Source organism: Kosakonia sp. S57 (assembly GCF_016516575.1).
Taxonomy (GTDB): Bacteria; Pseudomonadota; Gammaproteobacteria; order Enterobacterales; family Enterobacteriaceae; genus Kosakonia; species Kosakonia cowanii.
In genome coordinates, this window is sequence record NZ_JACVUL010000006.1 from 197,730 (window position 1) to 223,651 (window position 25,922).

Below are 25,922 nucleotides of genomic sequence, written 5' to 3' on the forward strand. Positions count from 1 at the left end.
TTTTCTAAGTCGTTGCCAGAACGTTAAGTTTCGCCCACGATAGATTCACTGAAACACACTTTTGCACGGGGGTAAAAATGATCACGCTGTGGGGACGGAATAATTCGACGAATGTCAAAAAAGTGCGCTGGCTGCTGGATGAACTTGAGCTGCCCTATGAGCATATTCTGGCGGGCCGGGAGTTTGGCGTTAATCACGATGCTGAATATCTGGCGATGAACCCTAACGGCCTGGTGCCGCTGCTGCGCGACGACGAAACCGGTGCCGTGCTGTGGGAATCGAACACCATTGTTCGCTACCTGGTCGCGCAGTATGGTCAGAGCCGCCTGTGGCTGGAGTCGCCTGCCGCACGGGCGCAGGGTGATAAATGGATGGACTGGTCGCTGAGTATGCTGGCCCCCAAACATAGCCCACTGCTGATGAACCTGGTACGAACGGCACCAGAAAAGCGCGATCAGGCGGTGATTGCGTCGTCAAAAGAGGCGCTCGATGGCGCGTTACAGCTGCTTGATAATGAGCTGGCAAATACGCCGTGGCTTTCAGGCGAAGCGTTTGGCTGTGGCGATATCGCCGTCGCACCGTTTATCTATAACCTGTTTAATATTCCCGGCCTGAGCTGGGCCACGCACCCGCATTTGCAGCGCTGGTACGCGCAGCTCTGCGAGCGCCCGGCGTTTCGCCATAACGTGATGATCCCGGTAACGTGATGGCTTGATTGCCGGATGGCGCTGGCGCTTATCCGGCCTACAAAAGCATTGTGCACGCGTAGGCCGGATAAGGCGCAGCCGCCATCCGGCAATAACACGCCGCGATTACGATGTCGGGCTCACCTTCCACAACTCGCCGTTGCTCTCGTCGGTTAAGACATACAAATACCCATCCGGCCCGACGCGCACGTCGCGAATACGGTGATTGCGATCGCCAAGAATGCGGCCATCTTCGCTCACTTTGTTGCCATCGACGCTCATCACAATGACATCCTTATCCTTTAGCGCGCCGATAAAGAGCTTGTTCTGCCACTGCTTGAAGGTATCGGCATTGTAAAAAGCCATGCCGCTGACCGCCGGTGACTCCTTCCAGTAGAAAATTGGCTGTTCGGTTCCCTCGACAATGCCGCCTTTCGCTTCCGGGATCTTCAGCCCGCTGTAGTTGATCCCCCAGGTGGCAATCGGCCAGCCATAATTTTTACCCTTTTCAGGCACGTTGATCTCATCCCCGCCGCGCGGGCCGTGCTCATTTAGCCACAGCGCCTGGCTCCACGGGTTGATCGCCATCCCCTGCGGGTTGCGGATGCCGTAAGACCAGATCTCCGGCCGCGCACCCTGTTTGCCTGCAAACGGGTTACCCTCCGGCACTTTACCCTGATCCGTCAGCCGCACCAGCTTGCCCTGCAGCTTATCCAGCTCCTGCGCCGTCGGCCGCTGATTGTTCTCACCCAGCGCTACCCACAGATAACCTTTGCCATCAAACACCATGCGGCCACCAAAGTGGTTACCGGTCGAAAGTTTTGGCTGCTGGCGGAAAACGGTCTGGAACTGCTCAAGCTGTTTACCATCGTCGCTCAGGCGACCAAAGCCGACGGCGGTGCCCGCTTTGCCATCCTGCCCTGCTTCGGCGTAGCTCAGCCACACACGCCTTGATGAGGCAAAATCAGGTGCCAGCGCCACATCAAGCAAGCCCCCCTGACCCTGCGCCCACACTTTTGGCACACCGCTTATCGGATCGGAAAGCCCCTTACCCGCCTGCCAGTGGCGCAACTCGCCGCCGCGCAGGGTGATCAGCATTCCGCCGTCATCGGGTAAAAAGGCCAGCGCCCAGGGGTGATCGAGTTTTGTTTGCAGGACATCGACGTTGACCGCAGCCGGGGCAGCGAGCACAGAGGTTGAGAGAAACAGTAATGACAGGGGAAGATGGCGCATACGGCACTCCTTTATTAAGCGGTAAGCCTGGATAAAGGTTAGCCATCGATTTCGCGGGTGGGTTTGCTTTTACAAAAGCTTAAGCATAAAGGGGAGCGGGCTCCCCTTATGGTCAGGGTGTGGAAGCGCTTCAGGCTTCAGCAAGCGGAGAGTGCTCATTCAGATATTGAATGCTGTAATCAAGGATATTGAGCGAACGCTCCAGCTTATCGACATTCACCGAGATAAAGTTGGCGCAATCTCTTCGCCCGCTCATCAGTGAAACGGCGGCGGAGGAGAGCGCCTCTTCGGCACTGTACATGGCGCTGCGCGTATCGCGATCCTGTATCTCTTGCAGTCTTTCGCTTTTATCGCGGATCTCCAGCGCCAGGGCAAAAAACATCTCTCGCAGACGATCGTTTTCGTTGACCGACATATACCCTTTCGCTTTGCGCATCTGGATATAGGCCGCAAGGTCTGTTCTGGCAGCCATCAACTTCATAACTAAACGACGAGCGAGTTCATCAGCGGTCATACTTTTACCTCCCTTGTCAGCCATTGGGCAGACTAATAGTATGGCCGCTTTTTGACCAAAGGCATGGGTTTGGTCAATAATATTCTCCTTTTGACGATCTTTTACACAGGCCGCGCCAGCTCTGGGCTGGGCTGCCGTTTCGCTTGTTAAAAAAGCGCTTCGCGACGTCAGGAGATAAGGAGAATGAAAGCAGTCGCTTACCCGCAGCAAACTACCGTAAAAGTGATCCGTGACTATCGCTCGGCCTATCCCGATCCGCTGACTATCCGCAAGGGGGAAAGAGCACAAATTGGCCACTGCGATTTGCAATGGCGCGGCTGGATTTGGGTGACATTAGAGTCGGGAAAAGCGGGCTGGGCGCCCCAGCAGCTCTTTACGCCAGTCAGCACCCATCAAGGCGTCTGCCAGCAGGCCTACTGCGCACACGAACTGACCGTGCAAACCGGTGAGCAGCTTACGGTGCATCAGAGCCTTAACGGCTGGTATCTGGCAGAAAAAGCGGACGGCGACCTCGGCTGGGTACCGCAGGAGCACGTCGCGCTTGCGTGAAGTTGCGCGAGGGGGGTTGAGCGTAGTGATGGCAGAACCGTAAGGGATTAATGCGGGATCTCTTTTTGAGGTAACAACATCACATTCCCGCGACCGATCATTATCCCAATAACCTCCCCGGTCACCATGCTGACGTAATACTCAACCGGCGTACCCGAAACCCTTTCATTCCAGGGCGTATCCGTTTCATTTCCACTTTCATGGCTAACCTTCCAGCAAGGCTGTTGGTGCAGGTTAACTTTCACGCAGACGTAGTTATTGTCATCCCATGTACTGCCCCGCGAATAGGCAAAGCGTTTTGCCTTTTCGACCGCAGCCTCTTTCTTAATCATTGATCAATCCATAATAAACGTTATAAACCAGGCCACCGACCACCACTGGCCCCAATAAAATGCCCGCCGCCTCATGCCTCATCAATGTGTAGGTGATTTGATTATTAGTGTAGGCAATGGGATATTTGAGCCCGCTGATAATCGTTTCGCTACTCAGTCCTCTTGCACGCATCAAGGCTACCGTTTCAGCCAGTGCCTCTTCAAGATAACGTAAAAGGTACGATTTCAGATAACCGCTTTGTCGCATGAACGATCTGAACTCACGAAAGAGGTAAAATTTTGGAGCGATAAATTGGTGCACCTGTTCATGATACAAAGTCATCAGCATTCTTTCGCGTGCTTCCTGACCACTCATTGCGTTTCTGAATACGTCTCTACCAACCTTAATATCACCCGCTATGTTAGTGCTGCCTTCACTGACATTTAGTCGTTTAGTAAATGTAATTTTGGGTTTATATCGCCACGCCGGGGATCCATTCCTGGGAAGATTCATTTTGCTGGCAATCGTATTACCGTAACGAGGAACTTTTACACCGCCTTTCGTCGTTTGAAAAGTATCAGAGGGTTTCTTCCTAAGAAGCAGAGCCATGACTGTATTAACGCCGATCAACGTTATGGCCTGAGCCAGATCATGTGCAGCGTTCTCCAGATCATTATCACTCCGGGCTTGATAGGTTTTATTAATAAAATCAAAAAGCTTTTTTGCTGCCTCTATCGCTACGCCACCAACAGCAGCCCAACCAACGAGTAACAGGATAATATCTGCAGCCTCGCCGACACCAAAAAAATGCGCGCCAATCCATACCACGGTGATCCCTGCCATTGCTGCCAAGGCTTCAGGTGTAATAAATGCAAGTAGCTGTTGACCAATTTCATGTGGTAATAATGCAGCAGCCCGAACAACAACAGATTGCAACTTCTCTTCCATATTCATGGTTGAAATATTCATCGTATTCCCTCACGTATTTAAAAATACTTTCCAGTGCTATCAGAAAATTGCCCTCACCTCACGTTAACTGTTTCAGCTCTGCCTCGGTGTGATCATGCCCCATTATTGCTAAGCCTGATGACCTTAAGTAGCAGATAGCAGGAATAAAAAAGACCTGCGTGAATATCACAGCAGGCCTTCAGTTAAATCGATATTACGAAAAGTATTACCAGCGCGTAGCCTGCATATCGATAACAAAGCGGTATTTCACATCGCCTTTCAGCATGCGGGCGAAAGCGCTTTCAATTGCTTCACCGCCAATCATCTCCACATCCGCCGTGATGCCGTGCTGGCCGCAGAAATCGAGCATCTCCTGCGTCTCGCGGATACTGCCAATCGACGATCCGCTGATGCTTAAGCGGCGAAAGACCATCGGCGTGATGTTGGGTGAGGCATGGGGCTGATCGGGAATACCCACCAGCACCAGGCGGCCGTTGGTTTTCAGCGTCGCCAGGTAGGGGTCGAGATCGTGCGGTGCCGCGACGCAGTCGATAATGAAATCCAGCGAGGTGTGGCAGGCGGCCATTTGCGCGGCATCGCGCGAAACAACCACGCGTTTTGCGCCGAGACGGCGGGCATCTTCGCCCTTCTCCGGCGAAGTGGTAAACAGCGTTACTTCCGCGCCCATCGCGCTCGCCAGCTTAACCGCCATATGCCCTAACCCGCCAAGGCCGACAACGCCCACCGCATCACCCGCTTTAACGTTGAAGTGGCGCAGCGGCGACCAGACGGTAACGCCTGCGCAGAGCAGTGGCGCAACGCCCGCCAGCGGCAGGTTTTGCGGCACCGAGACGACAAAATCCTGATCGACAATCACGTTCTCGGCGTAACCACCCCAGGTGCTCTCGCCGGTGTATTTATCAATCCCGTTATAGGTGGCGGTAAAGCCCGCTTCGCAATACTGCTCTTCATGCTGTTTGCAGAAATGGCATTCACGGCAGGAGTCCACCATCACCCCGACGCCAACAATATCGCCAACCTGAAAGGCCGACACGCCCGCGCCGGTGGCGCTGACGCGGCCGACAATCTCATGTCCCGGCACCAGCGGATAGCGGCTTACCGCCCACTCATTGCGCGCCATATGCAGATCGGAGTGGCAGACGCCGCAGTAAAGAATGTCGATTTTGACATCCTGGTTTTGCAGCGGGCGAAGGGTAATGTCGCCGGACGTCAGCGGTTTTGCGGTATCGACCGCGACCAGTGCATTGATTTTCATAAGGCCTCCAGGTTGGGCTGGCGTTAATAACGTGAAGGCGGCAGACTATAGTCCGCAAGGTTCACAATTGATAGTAGTTACCATTTGGTGACCACAGATGAGGGCTTCTTATGCCAGCATGGGTTGACGGCAAACTCTTTTTCTACGCGGATTCGCCGCCGCGCCGCCTGATGGATCTCTTCTCCGTCAAGTGGAGCACGATGGTGCTGCATGCGCTCTACCACTGGCCTGATGAGCGCGCCCGCACCGGCGAGTTGCAGCGTAGCCTGCAGGGGATCTCCAAAAAAATGCTCTTCCAGACGCTAAAAGAGCTGGAGCAACGCGGCCTGATCGCCCGCCACGTTTATGACATTGTCCCGCCGAAAGTCGATTACCGCCTTACGCCGCTTGGCAAAACCTTCGCCGGGCCGATTGAGCAGATGTACCAGTGGGGGCTGGAGAACCAGGCCGCGCTGGATGAGATGGAAGCCCATTACCGTAAAGCACAGGGCTAAAACGCACAGGAGCGTAAATGGAGATAGTTTTAATGCGTCATGGCGAGCCTGAATTCAGCGCTCAGCAGGGTTCCGCACGGGTCAAAGCCACGGACATGTCCGGCTGGATTGCAGGCTATGATGCCTCCGGCATCACTGGCGAACCCGATTGCCACGCCGTTCTGGCGGATAAACGCCGCGCTTTTGTTATCAGCAGCCCGCTGACGCGCGCCCGTGCGTCGTTACAGGCGGTGAACCTCACCCCCGATCTGATTGCCGACGATCTGCGCGAAGCGCCTTTGCCGGTATTCAACCTCCCCTTTCTTCGCCTCTCGCCGCAGACGTGGCTGGTGCTGTTTCGCCTCTGCTGGCTCAGCGGCGCGCTGGCAGGGCCGGAATCCAAAAAGCAGACGATGCAGCGGGCAGAGAAAATGGCGCATATGCTGATCGCTCAGGCGCAGCAGCATGAGCGTGTGATCAGCATGGGTCACGGGGTGATCAACCGCCTGATTGCACGCGAGCTGGAAAAGGCGGGCTGGGCAAAACGCGCGCACACCGGAAACGGCTACTGGTCATCGGTAACGTTCACTGCCGCCGGATGTGATACCCCGGCGGCATAATCAGAGCGGCTATTTTTCCACTTTTGAGATCTGAAGTAACGCCGCCTGTAGCGAGGTGGCGAACATCGCCCCGTGCGTCAGGCCGGGGAATAAGCGGTAAGTAGCCGGAACGCCATGCTGATCAAGCTGCGCAAGGGTGCTGCGAACGCGCGGCAGCACGCCAGACTCGCTGTTCTCATCCTGCGTGCGGCGATCCCCATCCCCCTCCATCAGATAAAGATGCTTACCCGCTGCCTGCTGCGGCGAGACCGCCTCCATGGTTTTCAGCAACTGAAAATCATTGCGCGCCAGCGAAGGCACGGCGGAAAAAGTGGTGGTGAAAAAGGAGGAGGAGAGCCAGCTCTCCAGCACGAACAGCCCGCCGTAGGAGTGCCCCCACAGCCCGCGCTGCGCCGGGTTAACAGTAATTCCCTTTTCGACCTCTGGCGCGATAGTCTCCTCAAGCAACTGGCGAAACGCTACACTGCCACCGCCCGCTCTGCCGCGCAGTTGCTGCGTGTCGGTGCCCGGCGGCGTGTAATCATACGCCCGGCTATCGAGATCGAATGGCAGATCGGTTTGATACCCGACCGCCACCAGCACCGGCGGATTGGCAGCGAAGAGTTTTTGTAAAAACGCCTCCGAAAGCTTATCCATCGCCGCGTTGCCATCCAGCATGTAGATCACCGGAAAACCGCCAGGCGGTGCGCTTTTATTGGGTACGCCTGTCCATACGTTGTAGTGACGTTTGCCATCTTGGGAATCGAACTGCTTTTGCGTGAAGTGATAGTAAGCAGAGCCGCGATCGGCAATGTTCGGCCCGAGCGGCGCCATATCAGGCCTCGCATAACTTGTTTGCCATGCGAGCAGCAGAAACAGCGCCACCAGGCGCACGGCGTGAAAACGATAAAGCATAAACCCCTTCTCCCTGTACATCAGCCGCGCAGGCTGAAGATAACATCAGGGGGAAGACGTTAATGGGAATCATTATTGATTGCAACAGAGATGCGGCAGCGGGTGTCGCTGCCTTTGCACTTTTACGACTCCGGGTGGCTACCTGCCAGCTCCTGTGCAAGCCGCCACTGCTCCTCAATCGGCGTTACCGTGCGCTTGCGTTCATTAACCGACAGCTTTGGCTCGGTCCAGAGGAAAGGAAAGAAGGCGTAAACCTGTTCGCCGCCGAGGTTACGCACCTCTTCCCGCCAGTTGGCCCAGCGCACCGTCTGGTAGAAAAGCGCCAGATCGCCGCACAGCGCCCACTCGACAAACGCAGAGTAGCCCACTTCCAGCCCTTCCCAGGCCAGCGCATCCGGCGCGAAATAGTAGACGTTGCCGATATCCTCGCCAAGCCCGCCGCCGTTGAGGGCAAAAAAGCCGCCCGATGCATCATCGGCAATCAGTAGGGCACCGAAAGATCCCGCGTCTGTCGCCGTTTGCGTCCAGCTCATCGGGTCGCGCGCCAGCCGCGCGCTGCCGGAGCCGAGAATACGCAGCCAGCCACCATCAATCAGCAGCCCGCCGGTTTCATACACCAGCGCCCCCAGCGGCGAGCGGGTGGTGACCTGCAGTTGCAGCAGCGCCTGTTCGGCGCGGGGCTCCTCTTTCGCCAACACTTCGTAAGGGTTGCTGGCCGCGTTAAGCCACTCCTGCACCACCGCCCAGCCGGGATCGTGCACATCGATAAGTTCAGTTAAGGTCTTCATCCGTTCTCCTGCAGGCGAGGTAAAAATCTCTGCCATCATACCGGAAAGCGGCAAGCTCATAAGGCTGCGAAGCCGCTTTGCACCCTACCAAAATCTGCCCTGCCGGAGCGCATAAAAGGCTTTCTTCCGCCCTGGGTCAATGTCAGGATCTGCGCACTTTTTCTCTCCCACCTCTCTTTCGCAGGAATCGCCATGCGTCTGATTATCTCTCTGCTGCTCTCCCTCTATCTGCCCTTCGCCAGCGCTAATACCGCGACCGACGTGCAGAAAAACGTGACCGAATTCTATAGTTTCTATCTGCATGCCTTTGAGAACACGCCGCCGGATGAAATGATCAAAAGGGAGGAGATGCATAAGTGGGTTTCAAATAAGCTGCTCGCGCGTATGGCTGAAATTTATGACATGCCGGAACAGGAGATTCTCTCAGCAGATTATTTCACCTACTCTCAGGACTACGATCCGGCGTGGATCCCACGTCTGAAGGTTTCACCTGCTCGCCCTGACGGCGATAGCATGATGCTTGATGTCTGGTTGGGCATTGAAGATAACAAGCTGGCTCATCTTCAGGTCTGGACACGTAAAGAAGCGGGCGCATGGAAGATCTGGCGGGTGATTGACGCCGGGGAACACATCGAACAAAAACTCTATTAAGCCAAGCATAGCCCGCGCCAACACGGGCTATTTAGATCGTGACGGCACTTAGTGAACAACCGTTAGCACGGAGAAGATGATCAGCACGGCTCCTCCTGCAAGATTGACCACCCTCTTTACGTTTACCGGGTTCGCTTTCTGTGCCGAGAAGACCAGCACGTTGCTCAGGGCAATCAGCCATGCGCCCATCACCAGCACATGCACCGTGGCCAGCAGCAGATAGTGGCTGACATCGCCGCGGCTACCGGCAAATTGTGACACCACGGTGAGATAAAAAACGATCGCTTTCGGGTTGAGCACGTTCGCCAGCCACGCCTCTTTTAGCGTCACCGTCGGTCCATCCGCGCGTAGCGTCATCTCACTTGTCGTTAACCCGCTGCGAATCAGCTGCACACCAAGCCACATCAGATACGCCGCCCCCGCATATTTCAGCACGTTAAACAGCGCGGGAGAGGAGACGAGGATCGCCGTTACCCCAAGGCCAATCAGCAGCGCATGGGTGTAGATGCCGAGCGCGGTGCCCGCCAGCGTGCGCAGCAACCCGCCCCGCCCGCCGGCCAGCGCGCTGTTCATCGCGAGGGTAAAACTCGCGCCCGGAGAGAGCGCGACGGGTAAAAGCACGGGGATAAACCCCATGATGTTGATTTCCATTACATCCCGTTTCGTTAAGCCAGAGATGACTCCCGCGCGGTGCAGTCGGGGATCTCATCAAGGGCGCTGTAAATGGTAAGGCCCCGCTCGCGCCCGATGCGCACATCGTTATCGGCGCCTGCCGAATCGCCGGGCAGGCGTAAAATGGCATCGCAGTGTTGAATCAGACGATGGGCGACGGGGTACAAAAAGGTCTGGCTAATCTCATCGCCAATCTTCTTCGAACCGGCCGCTTCCGCCAGCGGCATCGCCAGCCACTCGCCGATCACCGGCGTATGGCCTTTTTCGAAAACCTTTGCGGCAACCCGCGTCATGGCATCGAGATTCTGTTTGATTAACGCATCATCACCGTTGGTGCCGCTGCGTACGGGTCCGGCAATTAAAATAAGCATGGCGTGCATGGTTTCCCCTGTAAACTGCGTAAAATTAGGATCGTCAGGCTGACAATCGGCACGCTAACATGCATAATCGTGCAAGATCAAGACCAATCGTGTAAGGGGAAAACGTGTTATCCAGTCAACGTAAGCAGAAGATACTTGAGATGCTGGCGCGTGATAAGCAGGTCTTGTCACGTGAATTAAGCCAGCACTTTGCTATCTCTGAAGACTCTATTCGCCGGGATTTACGGGAGTTAGCGGCAGATGGCCTGCTGCAACGGGTGCACGGCGGCGCGCTGGCGGTGTCGGCGGCGATTGCGCCATTTGAAGTACGCAAAAACGTGAACATTCATGCAAAACGCGTCATCGCGCAGAAAGCAGTCAATCTTATTCAGCCCGGCAATATCGTTATCATCGACGGCGGCACCACCTCGGAAGAGATGATCACCCTGCTGCCGCCGGATCTGGCCTTTACCGTAGTCACCCACAGCCCGACCATCGCCGCCGGATTGATTAACCTGCCAAATGTGGACGTGATCGTTATCGGCGGGCAGTTATATAAACACTCGATGGTCACCGTGGGCGCATCGATGATTGAGTCCATTCGCCGCATCAATGCTGACCTCTTTTTTATGGGCGTCACCGGTGTGCATGAGCAGGCAGGCTTTACCACCGGTAACTATGAAGAGGCCTGCGTGAAGCGCGCACTTTCGGAGCGCGCGGCGGAAACCGTGGTGCTGGCATCACCGGAGAAGATCAACTCCGCCTCGGCCTTTGGCATTGGCGATCTGACGCTCGCCAGCACGCTGCTGGTCGATGAGCCGCTCGATGAGAAGATGAGCGCGCTGTTCAAACAGTTGCAAATCAGCGTGCTGTAGCCGAAGGCGCTTTCGATGGTTGATGCCGACGGCTTTATCGCCTGTTTACCCGACACCCCGCTGCAACCGGCGTTTCGCCCGGTGGTCGATGAGGTGATCGAGCTGCTGCACGCAAGGCTCGGCGCGCAGGTGCACAGCATTTACCTCTACGGCAGCGTGGCGAAAGGTACAGCTGTGGCGGGTGTATCGGATCTCGACGTCTGCCTGATTACCCAATGCGCGCTGAACGCGGCGGAACGCGATAGCCTTCGGGCGATTGCGGAGCATATGCAGACGCAGCATCCGGTTATCAGCAAAGTCGATTTTGATTGCGGCACGCTGGCAGAGGCGCTGGCCGACGAAAACCGGTTCAGCTGGGGTTACTGGCTTAAGCACCACTGCCGCTGCGTGGCGGGCGAAGATCTCGCGAGCCGTTTTTCGCCTTTTACCCCCTCGCGCGAGATTGCTGTAGCGGTAAACGGTGATTTCATTCCCGTCCTGCAAGGCTACCTTCAGCAACTGGCAGAGGCGAGCGATGCACGGCTGCTTCAGCGGGCTGCGGCGCGTAAACTGCTGCGCGCAACCAACCTGTTACGTAGCGATGAGGATAACGACTGGCCCGAGACGCTGGAGGAGTATGCCAGCCGGGTTGTACAGCGCTTTCCGCAGCAGCAGCAGGCCATTGGCTGGCTGCTGCAACAGTGCCACACGCCAGAGGATGACACGGCGCACTTCACAGCCCGGCTTAACGCGCTGATGCGCTGGCTGGAGGAGAGTCGCCGCTAGCGGCTCGCTTCATACTCTATCGCTTCGCGGATGGTCAGCAGTGCTTCGCGCAGGGTGTCGATAGCGACCGATCCGAGGGCTACGCGCAGCGCCTGCGGCGTCGATTGCGCGGTGCAGAAGGGCTCAGCGGTTGAGAGGGAGATATTGCTATCCATCAACTGCTTGACTACCCGATCGGCGCGCGACTCTTCAGAGAGCGGCAGCCAGGCAAAATAAGAGTCGGGGTGGGTCACGCACGGCAGACCGGCCAGTGTTTCTTGCAGAATTCGCTGGCGCAGCCGGGCATCTTCCCGCTTGCGCTTTTCGAGCTCGGCCACCATCCCCTCCTCTATCCAGTGACTGACCAGCGAGGTCATGAGCGACGGCGCATTCCACGTCGTGGCGCGGATGGCCCGCTCCAGCGCAGGCCGCAGTTCAGGCGGGCAGATCACCGCGCCAACCCTCAGGCCGGTCGCTACATTTTTTGAAAATCCGCTGACATAAACCGTCCTTTCCGGCGCAAAACAGGCGAGCGGCGGCGGCGCGCGGCGAACCAGCCAGGCGTAGGCGGCATCTTCAATGATCAACAGATCGTGAGCACGGGCGATAGCGGCCAGGGTTTTGCGCGACGGGCTGTTCATCACCCAGCCCAGCGGGTTATGCATTGTCGGCATGGTATAGACCGCGCGAATACGCCGTTGCTGGCAGAGCTGGCGCAATGCGGCCTGATCCGGGCCGTTGTGCGCTGCCGGGATGGCCACCAGCTCCAGATGATAAAGCGCGGCCAGCGCCTTAAAACCGGGATAGGTCAGCGCGTCCACCGCCACCACATCGCCCGGTTTCAGCAGCCCCATGACCGTAATGGTCAAGCCGTGCTGCGCGCCATTCACCAGCAGCAGATTTTCAGCCACCGGGCGAAACGCGCCCTGCGTGAAGTGCGTGGCGAAGACCTCTCGTTCGGTGATGCGCCCGCCATGAGGCTGATAACGCAGATGCGCCTCAATATTGCCCTCCACTGCCGTGCGTTTGAGGGCCTCGCGCAGCAACTCGCCCTGCCCGCTCACCGCCGGGTAATTGAAGTTGAGATCCAGCACGTCGCTGGCAACGGCAAGCTGATCGATGCCGTGACCGGGAGGAAGGGCAATCTCTCTGACAAAGGTGCCGCGGCCGGTTTCACCACTGACCAGCCCCATCGCCTCCAGCTCACGATAGACGCGGGTGGCGGTCGCCAGCGAAATATGTTCCTGCCCGGCAAGGCAGCGGTGCGTCGGTAAACGCGTGCCGGGCGGCAGCTCGCCGGTACGGATCTGCACAGCGAAGCGATCAACCAGCTGTTTGTAGCGCGCTTTCATCGAATGTATCCATGACAATAATTTTATTGTCGTAAGTGGCTCAACCTACCATTCAGCCCATCAATGCTCAAGCTCCCACTAATCAGTGATAACGAGGTCAAGATGGCAAATTCCGCGCTAAACAAACCGGCGCACTCTGCGCTGGCAGGCTGGCTCAACGGCCTGCTGGGGGTAGTGATTTTCAGCGGCTCGTTACCCGCCACGCGCATCGCCGTGCTGGAGATGTCGCCCTTTTTCCTCACCTTTCTGCGCGCCTCGCTCGCCGGATTGCTGGCGATTCTCCTTGTTTGTGTTTTGCGCGAACCACGCCCGCAGCGCGTGCAGCTTTTCCCCCTGCTGATCGTCGCCTGCGGCGTGGTGATTGGTTTTCCGCTTCTGACGGCGCTGGCGTTACAGCATGTCACTTCCGCCCACTCGATTCTCTTTCTCGGCCTTCTGCCGCTCTGCACGGCGATTTTTGCGGTGCTGCGCGGCGGCGAGCGGCCAAAGCGCGCCTTCTGGCTCTTCTCACTGTTTGGTAGCCTGCTGGTGGTGGCTTTCGCGCTGGCGCAGAGCCATGCCGTTTCGCTGACTGGCGATCTGCTGATGCTGGCGGCAGTGATAGTGTGCGGGCTGGGCTATGCCGAAGGAGCCGCCTTAACCCGCACGCTCGGCGGCTGGCAGGTGATCTGCTGGGCGCTGATCCTGTCGCTTCCGGTGATGCTACCCGCCGCCTGGCTGACGCAACCCGCAACGCTTGTTGATATCAGCGCGCAAGCCTGGTGCGCACTGGGCTACGTCTCGCTCTTCAGCATGCTGATCGGCTTCATCTTCTGGTACAACGGCCTGGCCCGCGGCGGGATTGCCGCCGTCGGCCAGCTACAGCTGTTGCAGCCCTTTTTCGGTCTTGCTCTCTCCGCCCTGCTGCTCAACGAGCGTGTCAGCCCGCTGATGCTACTGGTGACGCTGGGCGTTATCCTCTGCGTAATTGGCTCAAGAAAGTGCGCCCGCTAATTCAGGCAGGTTATGCCGCGCGTCGATGATGGGTATAACGGTAGGGAAAGAGGTGTACGCCAGGAGAAGTAAATGATTTCAAAAGAGAATGCCGAGCATTATCACTGGGGCGAGGGGTGCGACGGCTGGTACCTGGTGAAGCGGCCTGAGATGATGATCATCCATGAGAAAATGCCCGTCGGGACACAGGAGCAGCGCCACTACCACTCTGTGTCGCGGCAATTTTTCTTTGTGCTCAGCGGCGTGCTGACAATGGAGCTGGAAGGCGAAAAGCAGCATATTGCCGCCCAGCAAGGGATTGAGATCCCGCCATTAGCAAAACATCAGGCGCGCAATGATTCTGATGCGGCGGTTGAGTTTATTGTCTTCTCTCACCCGACCCCGCGCGGTGACCGCACCGATGTCGCGGAGCAGTAAAAGGGTCAATGATGAACCAGAGCGCGGAAGCAATACATATTCTTACTGCAAATATTCACGTGCCGTATGGCATTTTCAGCATTATTGACGGCAGCGGTTACTTTCCCCCGCTGCCGTTTCTGAATGCGTTCTTTTTACAAGGCTGCGATCCCTGCGACCAGGATTGCCGCATGGGCACCTGGCGCCCCTTTGCGCTCACTTCTGAGGAGTATGCCACCGTTAAAAAGTGGTGGCTGGAGACCAATGAAAACGCGCTGGTCGCAGACCTTGGCTGCACGTGCTGGGATGACTGGGTGCAGGAGATTCTGAATAATTGAGTGTTTGGGTTACTCTTTTTTCAAGTTAAGGTATAAACATGACAGGGAGCTAAAGAGTAAGTGACCACAAGGAATAATAACGATGCTTGAACCGAAAAATATCAAATACATATTAACCGTCGGGCTAATTATTATTCTTACGTTCGTTATACTCCGCTCAAATACGGCATCTAACAACAGCCAAATCATGACTGTTTTCAAGGGTGCTGTATTTATTAAAAGCCCACCCGCAACCGCCAAAGCCAGGTTGGAGTGGTGGAGAGAAAATAAAACTGATCTTAAAGAAAAATATAAGGTTGTCCCGCAGAGCGGATCCTTCAGAGTTCCAGTGATGGATTTTGGCGAGGGTTTCGTTGAATTACCTCATGCTAATTTCTTAACCGGCGAAAGCGAAGATGATTATATTTGCAATGATGAAATTAAAACGGCTAAACGATGTATAAAGAAAAAGACCTTTTTTGCAATTTCAGGAGATAGTAAAAATAAAATATCCATCCATGTGAATGATGAAGGTCAATCTAACTAAAAACCATGTAACCTTCCATCGAGAAATAATGTAAACCACGCGCAGGGCATAATTTTTAGAAATTTAACATCACATAATCACAGCAGTGCAAGGCTACTGTGATTATATTAATGATTATCGGAGTTGCTTTATTGGGTAACTGTTTTCAGTAGCTGAACCATCACCATAGGTCTCTGTGATAGTTATATTTTTTCCTTCAATAGAATATTTCACGACGCTATCTAAAGGATCATCACGCCAGCGGCCTGAGCTGTCCGGATTATCAGAAGCCCACATTACCTGATCACCGATAAGCTTGCACTTGATCGCCCAACGCGAATTGTCTTGCGGTCGAAAATAATGAACGTAGGCGATACCTGATTCAATTTTGTCGAGCTTCATGATTTTGTGATCGCGCCCAAACATCGAAGCCGCTGAGGCTTTACAAATTTGACCGACATCAACTTCTTCTGCATATACTGATGAACAGAACAGTAATGGTAAAAGTAAAATTCTTTTCATATCCCATTCCTTTTTATCGAGGTTTCTCCTTTATCGGCAAGTTGCTCGAAAACTTTATAGGTAGCGCATCTAACTTATATATTGCTAAAATTCAAAGTTATCCCTGATAAGATCCAAATAAAAAACATTATACATAATATATACATCACCCTAAATTTTCCGATCAGTAAGACAAAAACCATTACTATAGAGACTGACATGTAACACAATTATTTTTCCTTTAAAAAACAAGAAAACCATATTCATTATGAAAAAATATAAAACCTGACAGATTCTTCTTATCTAGAACTATGGGTTTAAGCGTAAAAATGGAAACAATAAATGAGACTATCGAAAATAAAAATTAAATAGAGAAAACATTGCCGCGAACTGCAAACAATGAGTAATTCCAAAAATCATTAACGCCATGCAAGTAAGCTACTCATCTCTGCTTATACCTCTATAAATCCCGCCCGGAACTCTGTACAATCCCTCGCCTAAGATCCTATAACTGATTACTTTTTGAACTATGAGCAATGTGAACCTGCAGCCGAAAATCGGCTTTGTCTCTCTTGGCTGCCCAAAAAATCTCGTCGACTCCGAACGCATCCTTACGGAGCTGCGTACCGAAGGTTACGATGTTGTCCCGAGTTACGATGATGCCGATATGGTGATCGTCAATACCTGCGGTTTTATCGACAGCGCCGTGCAGGAGTCGCTGGAAGCGATCGGCGAAGCGCTGAATGAAAACGGTAAAGTGATTGTCACCGGCTGTCTGGGCGCGAAAGAGGATCAGATCCGCGAAGTGCACCCGAAAGTGCTGGAGATCACCGGCCCGCACAGCTATGAGCAGGTTCTCGCCCATGTTCATCACTATGTGCCGAAACCGCAGCACAACCCCTTCTTAAGCCTGGTGCCGGAACAGGGCGTGAAACTGACGCCGCGCCACTACGCTTACCTGAAAATTTCCGAAGGCTGTAACCACCGCTGCACTTTCTGCATCATTCCGTCGATGCGTGGCGATCTTGTGAGCCGCCCGATTGGCGATGTGCTGTCCGAAGCGAAACGCCTGGTCGATGCTGGCGTTAAAGAGTTGCTGGTGATTTCGCAGGACACTTCCGCTTATGGCGTTGATGTGAAACACCGCATGGGCTTCCATAACGGCGAGCCGGTGAAAACCAGCATGGTTGGCCTCTGCGAGCAGCTGGCAAAACTTGGTGTCTGGACGCGTCTGCACTACGTTTACCCCTACCCGCACGTGGATGATGTGATCCCGCTGATGGCGGAAGGCAAAATTCTGCCCTACCTCGACATCCCGTTGCAGCACGCCAGCCCGCGCATTCTGAAGCTGATGAAACGCCCTGGCGCGGTCGATCGCCAGCTGGCACGCATCAAGCGCTGGCGCGAAATCTGCCCGGAGCTGACGCTGCGATCCACCTTTATTGTCGGCTTCCCTGGCGAGACCGAAGAAGATTTCCAGATGCTGCTCGACTTCCTGACCGAAGCGCGCCTCGATCGCGTCGGCTGCTTCAAATACAGCCCGGTTGAGGGTGCCACCGCCAACGAACTGGCGGATCAGGTGCCGGAAGAGGTGAAAGAGGAGCGCTGGAACCGCTTTATGCAGCTGCAACAGCGCATCTCCGCTGAGCGTCTGCAGGAGAAGATCGGTCGCGAAATCCTGGTGATGATCGACGAAGTGGATGAGGAAGGCGCGATTGGCCGCAGCATGGCCGATGCCCCGGAAATCGACGGCGCGGTCTATCTGAACGGTGAAACTAACGTCAAACCGGGCGATATCGTTCGCGTGAAAGTCGAGAACGCCGACGAGTATGACCTGTGGGGCACACGCGTTTAAGCGATAAAAAAACCCGGCACCCGCCGGGTTTTTTGTGCTTAAGAATGACCCACTATTTATATTGAACAGGCGATGCGCTCACGTAGCCACTGATGTGCGGGGTCACGGTGAACACGTTCGGGCCAGAGCATAACCATCTCAAATCCCGGAACCTCAACAGGTGACTCAGTGATCTGCAGCGCATCGTTTTCACACACCAACCGCCACGGCACCATAGCCACCAGATCGGTACTCTTCAGGACCGCACTAAGCAGCAGGAAATTTGGTACAGAGAGTGATACGCGGCGCGTCATCCCCCTTTCGGCCAGGGCGCTATCTGTCACACCATGAAATCCGCCCCCCTCCGGTGAAACAATGGCATGCTCAAGCTGACAGAACTCCTCGAGCGAAAGTGGGCTATGCAAATGAGGATGTCCCGCGCGCCCAGCAAGCACATAACGTTCAGTGAACAACGTGCGGCGATGTAAATTTACTGGTGCTTCATCACCTGTCATAAAAGCCAGATCGATCTCTCCTTGTTCCGCTTTCCTTGCTACTTGTGAAGGAAGAGTGTGCACAACTGCGATACGTGTAGCTGGCGCAGCACTGCGTAACATTGCCAGGGCGGGCTCCAGGATAGTCATTGCACCATAATCAAAGGCAGCGATATTCCAGTGCTGCTTTGCCAGCGCTGGGTTAAAGGTACTTGAAGGAGCAATCACTTTTTGGATAGCGGCTAATGCATTCTGCAGAGGTTCCCGAAGCTCGTCGGCGCGCGCTGTGGGCCGCATACCACGCGGGCCAGGCAGGAGCAAAGGATCATCAAATATTTCCCTGAGTCTGGCGAGTTGCACGCTGACTGTAGGCTGCGACAGGTGTAAGCGTTCAGCAGCGCGCGTAACACTATGTTCTGACAAAAGTGCATCAAGCGTAACCAACAGATTTAAATCAATATTTCTTAAGGTATTAGTCATTTCAATACCGGGTATTTTAGAAATTCATTTTAACTATATCAGATGAGGGGCTAGTGTGTCGGGACTTACTCAAAAGGACTATTTATATGAATATTCTTCTTGTCCATGCCCAGCCTGAAACCACGTCATTAACACATCACCTTGTCAATATGGCCCAGGAGTTATTAACGGCCCAGGGGCACACCGTTATTCAATCGGATCTTTATGCCATGGGGTGGAAAGCAGTATTTGACGGCGATGACTTTCCTGATCGGATCAATACTGAACGCCTGTCTTTTATTGAAGAGTCGAAACACGCCTTTATACACAGCCGACAGACAGCAGATGTCGAACGGGAACAACGCAAGGTCCAGGCCGCCGATGCGGTTATCTTTCTTTTTCCGCTCTGGTGGTTCAGCATGCCCGCAATTATGAAAGGCTGGATAGAGCGGGTGTGGGCGTATGGCCTGGCATATGGGTATAAGGATAAAGGCAACGCGCATCGTTATGGAGAAGGTGCTTTTAGAGGTAAGCGTGCGCTACTGGCAGTTTCAGTTGGTGGCCCAGAACGTGATTATTCTCACAGGGGCATTAATGGCCCGCTGGAGCAATTACTCTTTCCCATCACGCACGGAACCCTTTTTTACACGGGAATGGAGGTATTACCCACGTTTGCTGTTTATAGTAGCGGGCGGATCGGTACTGAGGCCTTATTTGAGGCGGAAGCCAACTGGCGCAGCCGACTGGCAGGGCTGTTTGACGACATTCCGATTCCCTTCCGCGCACAAAATGCGGGAGATTACCCGGATCGTCATGTGCTGTCCGATCACCTTGCCCCGGGACAGAAAGGGCTTGCAGTGCATATTGCCGATACTTAATAACGTTCTGAAACTGACATAAGCAGTGTCAGGACGGTAAAGCTATTTGTTACTAAAAGAGGACTTCCACTTCTTGAATCAGTCCGCTTTGTGGCAGAAGCGGACGTTGTTAAGCCCACCTTCACCTCGCGCTGCCTCATTTTCAAAGCTGATGCTGCGCGGCACCCGAATGAACTGGTCACAGCCCGATACGACAGAACGGCTTACCGTCAACGGACGCACGCCATATCGGCGTTCCTCTGTAATTCACTGCTCCGGTATTAAAGTTTCATATCCTCTTGCCGTTAATATGTATAACTCCTTTTCAGTCGCATATTCGAACAGGAGTAAAGACATTCCGAATATTCTATCGTCACTATTTAAATTCAAAGGATGAATGATGCGCTATCTTAGAATTGCCGTTTTATTTTTATTAGCAATATTATTGACAGGGTGTACTTTGGCTAAAGACTATTACACAGCCCTTGATGATAACTCCTGCTATTACAATCAAGATAATCTTGTGTACAAATCGAGGAACGGCACCTGCGTATTCCTCGCAGACACTATATATGCAACGACATATGGTAATAAAAGTTACATTTTGTTATTCAGCTCTCTGTCTTCAAGTTCAGGCTACATGAACGTCTTTGAAGTGACCAGGCAAAACACTCCAGAGATTATTAATCTTTTCAAAAGTTTTATTGCATGGTCACGGCTGGATGAACGCCAGATGGAAATTGAAGAAGCTAATTTTAATAATAGCGATAAATCGAAGAGACAAGTTGCAACCAGTGGGCGCATTGAAAACCAGTATCAATATATTAGTAAGCCACCAAAAACGCTTGGGTATGAGAAATATGAGAACAGCCCTCTAATGATGATTCAAAAAAATTTAACCTTATTCGGTTTTCCGACGCCGGATTACTGGTTAGTTACGCCAGAAGATGCCCGTAAACTTATTTCCTTAATACAAATACTATCTGCCGACTTAGATTGATTTATAATTACGTCCCGAACAATTTTAGCTACGAGTTTAAACTTCATACAGGACTAGAATTATAGCACCCAGCCTTTTTGCCAATCATTCTTACGTACACAATGTGGAACCCGGTACGCGGGTTCTGCTGCTGGGGGAACACGACAGCAGCAGAACCCCGATCCGATTGATTGGGGTGTGCGCGAGTTTTAATAGCCGCTTATGAACGCGCGCGTTGTTCGCATGTTCAAAACACTCCGGCAAAATGGCAGGCACCTGGTTTATTTCAGTTGTCACAGGCTCCTTTGTCACAATTCAAAGTCAACAAATCGCTCATAGCTGTCCTTCGCCGCTTCGTTCCAGGAGCGGACCTATCATGGTTTTAAAAGCCTCAACATTAAGTGGCTAACTTAAGTGTGACACTACATTACTGATTTAGAGATGTTCTGTTCGAAGCACATCAATGCTCTTAAGAATTTATCGTGTTTTATTTAGTAACCACTCATCCCAAGCATTTTGCGCATCAATATCGTGATAGCCTCGGCTTTTGATCATGTCGCTGGCAATCTCTGCAGGTAACTTAATAGCAGTAGCATTATCTCGGATCGACTAAACATCCTCTCGTGTCAATTCTCGCCCGAAGTACTTCTCTTTGGGTGCAAGCAGCGCAACAACGGCAGGAATAAATACAATAGCCATGATTTGCAACACTCCATAAATGAATAAATTTAATTGATCTTGGTATAGATATCATGTCAATACATACCTTAATAGCTACTACATAACTGGAAAATTTTATATTTAAATTTGTTCGTGAGGAGCAAAAGTCAATTTATCGCACATAAGGGACAACCATACTCAAATCTCCCACATTGCAGGAGATTTAAGTATGAGCACGTCACCGTGGAACAAAGACCGTATCATCGGCCAAAAAGACCACTTCAGATATCTCATATCTGGGGGATCCGAATCCGGCTTGAACTGGAAGGTAAAACGCGTGATTTAGCTCTGTTCAATATGGCCCTGGACAGTAAGCTACGAGGCTGTGATCTTGTCAAACTCAAAGTATCTGATGTTGCATATGGTGGCTCTGTTTCAAGCAGAGCTACGGTGTTGCAACAAAAAACCGGTAGCCCTGTGCAATTTGAGGTAACTAAAGGGCAAGAGAAGGTGTTGCTGCATTGATAAAACTTGGAAGTTTGCATAGCAAAGACTTCTTGTTTCGGTCTCGGATCGGAACTAACGGGCACATATCAACCCGGCAATACAACGGAATTTTTCATGGATGGGTAGAAAAGCTTGGTTTCGAAGCTTCGCTTTACAGCACACACTCTATGAGAAGAATAAAACCTTACCTGATATACAAGAAAACCAAGAATCTCCGTGTAATCCAACTTCTGTTGGCCATAAGAAACTGGAAAGCACAGTCCGTTATCTGGGCATTGAAGTCGATGATGCATTAGAGATCTCTGCATCGATTAAAGTCTAAGGTTGTCAGGGCTGCGACAGCCGCCCTGTGCCAAAGTGGACATTGATAACATTAAGATATGTTAATTTATGGGGACCAGGTCAACGTATCCCTTGTTAAACTAAGCTTGAAAAAAAGAACGTACAATTTCTTGTCGCTGATGTTGGTTTAATTGGGTTTAACCACATTTACCGGCATAAGCTCTATCAAGCGATTATCAAGCCAGATTGCAAGAAAAGAGCCTTCTGATTTGTTCAGCTCGGAATACGATAGAACATGCTTCCCAGCACCCATCTGAGATAATAAGGTTTCACTCAACTTCAATTTAGAACTAATTGTTCCAACAACAAATTTAAATCTCAGAAATTTATGACCATCAATGCTCTCGATAAATACACTTGCAGGATTAACCCAGTTTGAATCACTTTTAACCTTCAATTCATTCCCGTCTTTAGAAATAATAAAGCTGGCATAAACGGTTTCGACCTTTCGTATATCGAGAAAAGCACCACGATCGGTGTTTGCATCCCACATTTTCCGCAGTCTACTCTGATTTTCCCTCTGTTGAATTTCGCTCTGACTCCTGACCAGTGCCAAATCTGTGGGACGATTTACATGGCTGACTACACTCGGGTCTTTGGCACCAAACAGCTTGTCCAGAAGCCCACGTGAGTCATGCTTACCTTTGAGTAGAGGGTCATGATCTGATTGCCAATGGTTATTTTGTATCAACCCCATCATGTAGAGAAAATTCTCAGTAAGTACGATATATAGATCACCTATCCCGTCCGCATAGGCTCCACCAACATCAGAATGTGCCCCAGGTAGTTTAATGATATTTATCCTTTGGGGTAATATCACGCTGGTTGGAAGGTGGCTTGGTAAATAAGTTGGCTTTATGTATTCGACGGTTGGAGTAAAAAGCAGGTTTCGGGTTTCGTCTTCTGCGACAAAATGCACGAGATAATCAAGCGAAGTTGGAATACTCAGATCAAGCTTGTCCTTTTGCCCAGTTGCCACAGTGTCATACAAAATGGCGTAAAAGTGCGGCTTTAACATTTCATTTTGTGGGTATTTTTTTCCCCATTCAGAATCGATTTGGTTCATAAATTCACGGGCCGTTGCGGCGCCCCGACTAAATCCCGTAACGAAAACACGAATTTCTGAGTGGGAGTCTTGCTTATACCATTTCTCAGCCTGATTGTAGAATTCTCTTGCGGCACGACTAGCTATTTCCATGCTGCTAGCTCCTGTCGCTGCGTCACTATTACTAATATCTCTACCCTGCATACCGGCGCCAGGATAGTAGATGGCGTCTGTAGTTCTGGCTATTCTAGCGACGAGGGTCTCTCTCTCATCTAATGGAATTCTGAGCCGGTCATTCATCGTGCCGTCAAAAGCAACTTTATAAATATGTATTCTTTTTCCAAGCTCTGGTGTAGTTATTAGAGGAGCCTGCATGGCAAAAGCTGACGCTTTTTCTACAACCTTTCTATCTGAAGGTTTAGTGGGTTCTGTTTTACTTTGGGAAAAAAAAGCGCTGCAGCTCACAAGGCCAATTAAGGCTACTAAGACGGCGGCGATTCTCACGAAATGATTCACAAAAAACATATTACCTCCATGTTTAAATTGATGTGTTTAACTAATTATGGGTCAAACCTGCACCGCTGTAACTCATGCGGATATATTCAATATTATTTTTCCGTAAGGCATCGCCCACACAAACAAAGCAAAGTTTTTTATAAAATGAGATAGCTGATGTTCTTGTATTAAGAAAAATGTGCCTGATATTATTTTCAGACAGTATAGCCACGATTGATTCCATCAGCTCTGTGCCATAATCCTGTCCCTAATATTATTGCCTAGTAGAAAAATTTCGGATTTGACAGGCTCCATCAGCAAGTAAAAGAATACACAAACAACAGACTAGCTCAGCTTGATGAAACGCGCCATAGTGAGCAACACTTTGCTCCCCCATGACCTAGCATTGCTCCACGTCTGATTTCGTCCACAGCACGGCTTGCCGAAGTACCAGGCAGTCCTCCTCTGTCACTTCCATTATGTTCAAATCCACATCTCCAGTTTGATAGCTGGCAGTTTCCGCTAAGAGTTGTTATTGACCTACTCCCGGTTGAGTATTACATGCCAATGTTAGTCCTACATCCCTGCGGTTATGACAAATACGAAATTCCGCTCTTCGCTCAGAGCAGACCTTAGTTAAATCTCATCTCCAATCAAACACTACTCGCGCTTTCGTTTTATTGCCTCCGAAAACACCCTTCACCCCTTAATTTTCGGGTCCAGCGCGTCGCGCAGCCCGTCTCCCAGCAAATTAAACGCCAGCACCGTGACGAAAATCGCCAGCGACGGGAAGAGCGCCACATGCGGGGCGATCACCATATCCGCGCGGGCTTCGTTGAGCATCGCGCCCCACTCCGGTGTCGGTGGCTGTGCACCGAGGCCAAGGAACGATAGGCTGGCGGCTGAGATAATCGAGGTGCCAATGCGCATGGTGAAATAGACCACGATGGAGGAGACCGTGCCCGGCAGAATATGGTGGAAGAGGATCACCGCATCGCTGGCACCGATACTGCGCGCCGACTCGATAAAGGTTTGCTGTTTCAGCACCAGCGTATTGCCGCGCACCAGCCGGGCAAACGCCGGCACCGAGAAGACCGCGACGGCGATAATCACATTCGCCATGCCGCTGCCCATAACCGCAACGACGGCAATCGCCAGCAGAATGCCGGGAAAGGCGAACAGCACATCGCAAATGCGCATAATGATGCGATCCCACCACCCTTCGTAGTAGCCCGCCAGCAGCCCCAGCACCGTGCCGATTGCCGCGCCAATCAGCACCGCGAAGACACCCGCTGCCAGCGAGATCTGCGCGCCCACCAGCACACGGCTAAAGATATCGCGCCCGAGCGAATCGACGCCAAACCAGTGCACCAGCGATGGCCCCTCGTTCAGCCGGTCATAATCGAAGTAGTTCTCCGCATCAAACGGGGCGATCCACGGCGCAATTACCGCCAGCAGGATCAGCAGCAGGACAAACAGCCCGGCGGTCATGGCCACGGGCTGACGGCAGAAGCGCCGCCAGAACTCATGCCACGGAGTGCGCACATGACCCGGTTTTACCGTGGGCATGGCATTTAAAATCGCCTGTCGACGCCAGTTTAACAATCGCATCCTTACTTGTACCTGATAGCGGGATTAAGGGCGGCGTAGAGAACATCCACCACTAAGTTGATAAGAATAAACTCCAGCGAGAAGAGCAGCACTTCCGCCTGAATCACCGGGTAGTCGCGCATCTCCACCGAATCGACCAGCAAACGACCAAGCCCCGGCCAGTTGAAGACCTTCTCCACCACAATCGACCCGCCGAGCAGGAAGCCAAACTGCAGCCCCATCATCGTCACCACCGGGATCATGGCATTGCGCAGGCCGTGCTTGAGGATCACCCACTTTTCGCTGACCCCTTTTGCCCGCGCGGTGCGCATATAGTCCTCATTGAGCACCTCGACGAAGGAGGCGCGGGTGAAGCGCGCCATCACCGCCGCCACCGCCGCGCCAAGGGTTAGCGACGGCAGAATATAGTGTTGCCAGCTCTCCGCGCCAACGGTTGGCAGCCAGCCCAGCTCAACGGAGAACACCTGCATCAGCAGCATCCCGAGCGCAAAGGCCGGGAATGAAAGCCCCGTCACCGCCACCGCCATCCCCAGGTGATCGGGCCAGCGGTTGCGCCACACGGCGGCGGCGATCCCCGCGCCCAGCCCAAACAGCATCGCCCACAGCATGCTGGTAAGGGTGAGCAGGAAGGTCGGCATAAAGCGGCTGGCGATCTCTTCCACCACCGGGCGGCGCGACGCCATCGACACGCCGAAATCCCCCTGCAACACGCTGGTGACGTAGTGCCAGAACTGCACCCACAGCGGCTGATCCAGCCCGAGCTGTCGGCGCACCAGCTCAATTACCTCGGCATCCGCTTCCGGCCCGGCAATCAGGCGCGCCGGATCGCCCGGCAGCAGGTGGACAAACAGAAACACCAGCACGGCCACAATCAGCAGCGTCGGAATCAGGCCCAGCAAGCGTTTAATAATATAATTCAGCATCTCATCTTCCCTCACTCCGCCCCCTGTCCTGCAAGGC

Annotated in this window: 29 protein-coding genes and 2 pseudogenes; 15 read left to right on the top strand and 16 right to left on the bottom strand. The window is 53.0% G+C overall.

The genetic code is table 11. From position 1 onward, the window contains the following. Window positions 1-77 precede the first annotated feature (77 nt). Window positions 78-707, top strand: coding sequence for a glutathione S-transferase family protein (locus tag IAE48_RS08110; RefSeq protein ID WP_094420378.1), 630 nt, complete (start codon window positions 78-80; stop codon window positions 705-707). A gap of 105 nt (window positions 708-812) precedes the next feature. Here IAE48_RS08110 and IAE48_RS08115 read toward each other — a convergent pair whose 3' ends face one another. Both IAE48_RS08115 and IAE48_RS08120 read right to left on the bottom strand, forming a co-directional pair. After that, window positions 813-1,919, bottom strand: a complete 1,107-nt coding sequence (locus IAE48_RS08115) for a PQQ-dependent sugar dehydrogenase (RefSeq protein WP_200134018.1) — start codon at window positions 1,917-1,919, stop codon at window positions 813-815. A 130-nt stretch (window positions 1,920-2,049) separates the two neighbouring features. Beyond that, a complete protein-coding gene (locus IAE48_RS08120) occupies window positions 2,050-2,433 on the bottom strand; it encodes a biofilm formation regulator BssR (RefSeq protein ID WP_042718451.1) in 384 nt (127 codons plus the stop codon). A gap of 183 nt (window positions 2,434-2,616) precedes the next feature. On the opposite strand from IAE48_RS08120, the gene IAE48_RS08125 reads away from it, so the two are divergent. Then, on the top strand, window positions 2,617-2,982 hold the full coding sequence (locus tag IAE48_RS08125; protein WP_200134019.1) for an SH3 domain-containing protein: 366 nt from the start codon (window positions 2,617-2,619) through the stop codon (window positions 2,980-2,982). A gap of 47 nt (window positions 2,983-3,029) precedes the next feature. Here the strand turns inward: IAE48_RS08125 and IAE48_RS08130 are convergent, their stop codons facing one another. From IAE48_RS08130 to IAE48_RS08140, 3 genes are all read right to left on the bottom strand, one after another. Next, complete coding sequence (locus tag IAE48_RS08130) at window positions 3,030-3,314, bottom strand: hypothetical protein (protein ID WP_200134020.1); 285 nt, start codon at window positions 3,312-3,314, stop codon at window positions 3,030-3,032. Then, window positions 3,307-4,263, bottom strand: a complete 957-nt coding sequence (locus IAE48_RS08135; protein ID WP_200134021.1) for a hypothetical protein — start codon at window positions 4,261-4,263, stop codon at window positions 3,307-3,309. The genes IAE48_RS08130 and IAE48_RS08135 overlap by 8 nt, the downstream gene beginning before the upstream one ends. Before the next feature lie 205 nt (window positions 4,264-4,468). Then, entirely contained in the window at window positions 4,469-5,518 is a 1,050-nt protein-coding gene (locus tag IAE48_RS08140) for an NAD(P)-dependent alcohol dehydrogenase (protein WP_200134022.1), read from the bottom strand. A gap of 110 nt (window positions 5,519-5,628) precedes the next feature. Here IAE48_RS08140 and IAE48_RS08145 point away from each other — a divergent pair, with 110 nt between their 5' ends. Both IAE48_RS08145 and IAE48_RS08150 read left to right on the top strand, forming a co-directional pair. Beyond that, entirely contained in the window at window positions 5,629-6,012 is a 384-nt protein-coding gene (locus tag IAE48_RS08145) for a helix-turn-helix domain-containing protein (protein WP_054804100.1), read from the top strand. 17 nt (window positions 6,013-6,029) lie between these two features. Further along, window positions 6,030-6,611 (top strand): histidine phosphatase family protein, encoded by a 582-nt coding sequence (locus IAE48_RS08150; protein WP_200134023.1) that lies wholly within the window; start codon window positions 6,030-6,032, stop codon window positions 6,609-6,611. A 9-nt stretch (window positions 6,612-6,620) separates the two neighbouring features. On the opposite strand, the gene IAE48_RS08155 is transcribed toward IAE48_RS08150, so the two are convergent. Continuing rightward, entirely contained in the window at window positions 6,621-7,505 is an 885-nt protein-coding gene (locus tag IAE48_RS08155) for an alpha/beta hydrolase (protein ID WP_200134024.1), read from the bottom strand. A 122-nt stretch (window positions 7,506-7,627) separates the two neighbouring features. Then, window positions 7,628-8,293, bottom strand: a complete 666-nt coding sequence (locus IAE48_RS08160; RefSeq protein ID WP_200134025.1) for a DUF2625 domain-containing protein — start codon at window positions 8,291-8,293, stop codon at window positions 7,628-7,630. Window positions 8,294-8,485: 192 nt separating this feature from the next. Here IAE48_RS08160 and IAE48_RS08165 point away from each other — a divergent pair, with 192 nt between their 5' ends. Next, complete coding sequence (locus IAE48_RS08165) at window positions 8,486-8,944, top strand: DUF3828 domain-containing protein (RefSeq protein WP_200134026.1); 459 nt, start codon at window positions 8,486-8,488, stop codon at window positions 8,942-8,944. Between the two features lie 48 nt (window positions 8,945-8,992). On the opposite strand, the gene IAE48_RS08170 is transcribed toward IAE48_RS08165, so the two are convergent. Together IAE48_RS08170 and IAE48_RS08175 are read right to left on the bottom strand one after the other, a co-directional pair. Beyond that, window positions 8,993-9,595 (bottom strand): LysE family translocator, encoded by a 603-nt coding sequence (locus IAE48_RS08170; RefSeq protein ID WP_200134027.1) that lies wholly within the window; start codon window positions 9,593-9,595, stop codon window positions 8,993-8,995. Window positions 9,596-9,609: 14 nt separating this feature from the next. Further along, window positions 9,610-9,996, bottom strand: a complete 387-nt coding sequence (locus IAE48_RS08175) for an NUDIX hydrolase (protein WP_200134028.1) — start codon at window positions 9,994-9,996, stop codon at window positions 9,610-9,612. Between the two features lie 104 nt (window positions 9,997-10,100). On the opposite strand from IAE48_RS08175, the gene IAE48_RS08180 reads away from it, so the two are divergent. Together IAE48_RS08180 and IAE48_RS08185 are read left to right on the top strand one after the other, a co-directional pair. After that, a complete protein-coding gene (locus IAE48_RS08180; RefSeq protein ID WP_200134029.1) occupies window positions 10,101-10,850 on the top strand; it encodes a DeoR/GlpR family DNA-binding transcription regulator in 750 nt (249 codons plus the stop codon). A 15-nt stretch (window positions 10,851-10,865) separates the two neighbouring features. Further along, window positions 10,866-11,615, top strand: coding sequence for a nucleotidyltransferase domain-containing protein (locus IAE48_RS08185; RefSeq protein ID WP_094420387.1), 750 nt, complete (start codon window positions 10,866-10,868; stop codon window positions 11,613-11,615). Here the strand turns inward: IAE48_RS08185 and IAE48_RS08190 are convergent. Further along, window positions 11,612-12,946: a PLP-dependent aminotransferase family protein gene (locus IAE48_RS08190; protein ID WP_200134030.1), complete on the bottom strand. Its 1,335-nt coding sequence runs from the start codon at window positions 12,944-12,946 to the stop codon at window positions 11,612-11,614. The two genes, IAE48_RS08185 and IAE48_RS08190, sit on opposite strands and share 4 nt — an antisense overlap. Window positions 12,947-13,048: 102 nt before the next feature. Here IAE48_RS08190 and IAE48_RS08195 point away from each other — a divergent pair, with 102 nt between their 5' ends. From IAE48_RS08195 to IAE48_RS08210, 4 genes are all read left to right on the top strand, one after another. Continuing rightward, window positions 13,049-13,939, top strand: a complete 891-nt coding sequence (locus tag IAE48_RS08195) for a DMT family transporter (RefSeq protein ID WP_200134031.1) — start codon at window positions 13,049-13,051, stop codon at window positions 13,937-13,939. Window positions 13,940-14,011: 72 nt separating this feature from the next. After that, window positions 14,012-14,356, top strand: coding sequence for a cupin domain-containing protein (locus IAE48_RS08200; protein WP_200134032.1), 345 nt, complete (start codon window positions 14,012-14,014; stop codon window positions 14,354-14,356). A gap of 8 nt (window positions 14,357-14,364) precedes the next feature. After that, complete coding sequence (locus IAE48_RS08205) at window positions 14,365-14,673, top strand: hypothetical protein (protein ID WP_233631484.1); 309 nt, start codon at window positions 14,365-14,367, stop codon at window positions 14,671-14,673. A gap of 82 nt (window positions 14,674-14,755) precedes the next feature. Further along, the gene (locus IAE48_RS08210) at window positions 14,756-15,199 is read left to right on the top strand and encodes a DUF943 family protein (protein ID WP_200134033.1); all 444 of its coding nucleotides are present in this window, start codon (window positions 14,756-14,758) and stop codon (window positions 15,197-15,199) included. 114 nt (window positions 15,200-15,313) lie between these two features. On the opposite strand, the gene IAE48_RS08215 is transcribed toward IAE48_RS08210, so the two are convergent. Beyond that, complete coding sequence (locus tag IAE48_RS08215; RefSeq protein ID WP_200134034.1) at window positions 15,314-15,700, bottom strand: hypothetical protein; 387 nt, start codon at window positions 15,698-15,700, stop codon at window positions 15,314-15,316. A 508-nt stretch (window positions 15,701-16,208) separates the two neighbouring features. On the opposite strand from IAE48_RS08215, the gene rimO reads away from it, so the two are divergent. Beyond that, window positions 16,209-17,534 (top strand): 30S ribosomal protein S12 methylthiotransferase RimO, encoded by a 1,326-nt coding sequence (rimO, locus tag IAE48_RS08220; RefSeq protein WP_042716724.1) that lies wholly within the window; start codon window positions 16,209-16,211, stop codon window positions 17,532-17,534. A 56-nt stretch (window positions 17,535-17,590) separates the two neighbouring features. On the opposite strand, the gene IAE48_RS08225 is transcribed toward rimO, so the two are convergent. Beyond that, on the bottom strand, window positions 17,591-18,487 hold the full coding sequence (locus IAE48_RS08225) for a LysR family transcriptional regulator (protein WP_200134035.1): 897 nt from the start codon (window positions 18,485-18,487) through the stop codon (window positions 17,591-17,593). A gap of 86 nt (window positions 18,488-18,573) precedes the next feature. On the opposite strand from IAE48_RS08225, the gene IAE48_RS08230 reads away from it, so the two are divergent. The 3 genes and pseudogenes from IAE48_RS08230 to IAE48_RS08240 all read left to right on the top strand — a co-directional run bounded on the left by IAE48_RS08230 (window position 18,574) and on the right by IAE48_RS08240 (window position 21,791). Beyond that, on the top strand, window positions 18,574-19,344 hold the full coding sequence (locus IAE48_RS08230; protein ID WP_200134036.1) for an NAD(P)H-dependent oxidoreductase: 771 nt from the start codon (window positions 18,574-18,576) through the stop codon (window positions 19,342-19,344). 376 nt (window positions 19,345-19,720) lie between these two features. After that, on the top strand, window positions 19,721-20,323 hold the full coding sequence (locus tag IAE48_RS08235; protein ID WP_200134037.1) for a hypothetical protein: 603 nt from the start codon (window positions 19,721-19,723) through the stop codon (window positions 20,321-20,323). Between the two features lie 868 nt (window positions 20,324-21,191). Continuing rightward, window positions 21,192-21,791: pseudogene (locus tag IAE48_RS08240) on the top strand (tyrosine-type recombinase/integrase). Between the two features lie 147 nt (window positions 21,792-21,938). Here the strand turns inward: IAE48_RS08240 and IAE48_RS08245 are convergent. From IAE48_RS08245 to gsiC, 4 genes and pseudogenes are all read right to left on the bottom strand, one after another. After that, on the bottom strand, window positions 21,939-23,381 hold the full coding sequence (locus IAE48_RS08245; RefSeq protein ID WP_200134038.1) for a DUF2235 domain-containing protein: 1,443 nt from the start codon (window positions 23,379-23,381) through the stop codon (window positions 21,939-21,941). A 31-nt stretch (window positions 23,382-23,412) separates the two neighbouring features. Next, window positions 23,413-23,607, bottom strand: a pseudogene (locus IAE48_RS24300) (GNAT family N-acetyltransferase); the annotation flags it as partial. A gap of 443 nt (window positions 23,608-24,050) precedes the next feature. After that, complete coding sequence (gene gsiD, locus IAE48_RS08255) at window positions 24,051-24,962, bottom strand: glutathione ABC transporter permease GsiD (RefSeq protein WP_034813897.1); 912 nt, start codon at window positions 24,960-24,962, stop codon at window positions 24,051-24,053. Window positions 24,963-24,964: 2 nt separating this feature from the next. Further along, on the bottom strand, window positions 24,965-25,885 hold the full coding sequence (gene gsiC, locus IAE48_RS08260; protein ID WP_042716730.1) for a glutathione ABC transporter permease GsiC: 921 nt from the start codon (window positions 25,883-25,885) through the stop codon (window positions 24,965-24,967). Window positions 25,886-25,922: the final 37 nt, after the last annotated feature.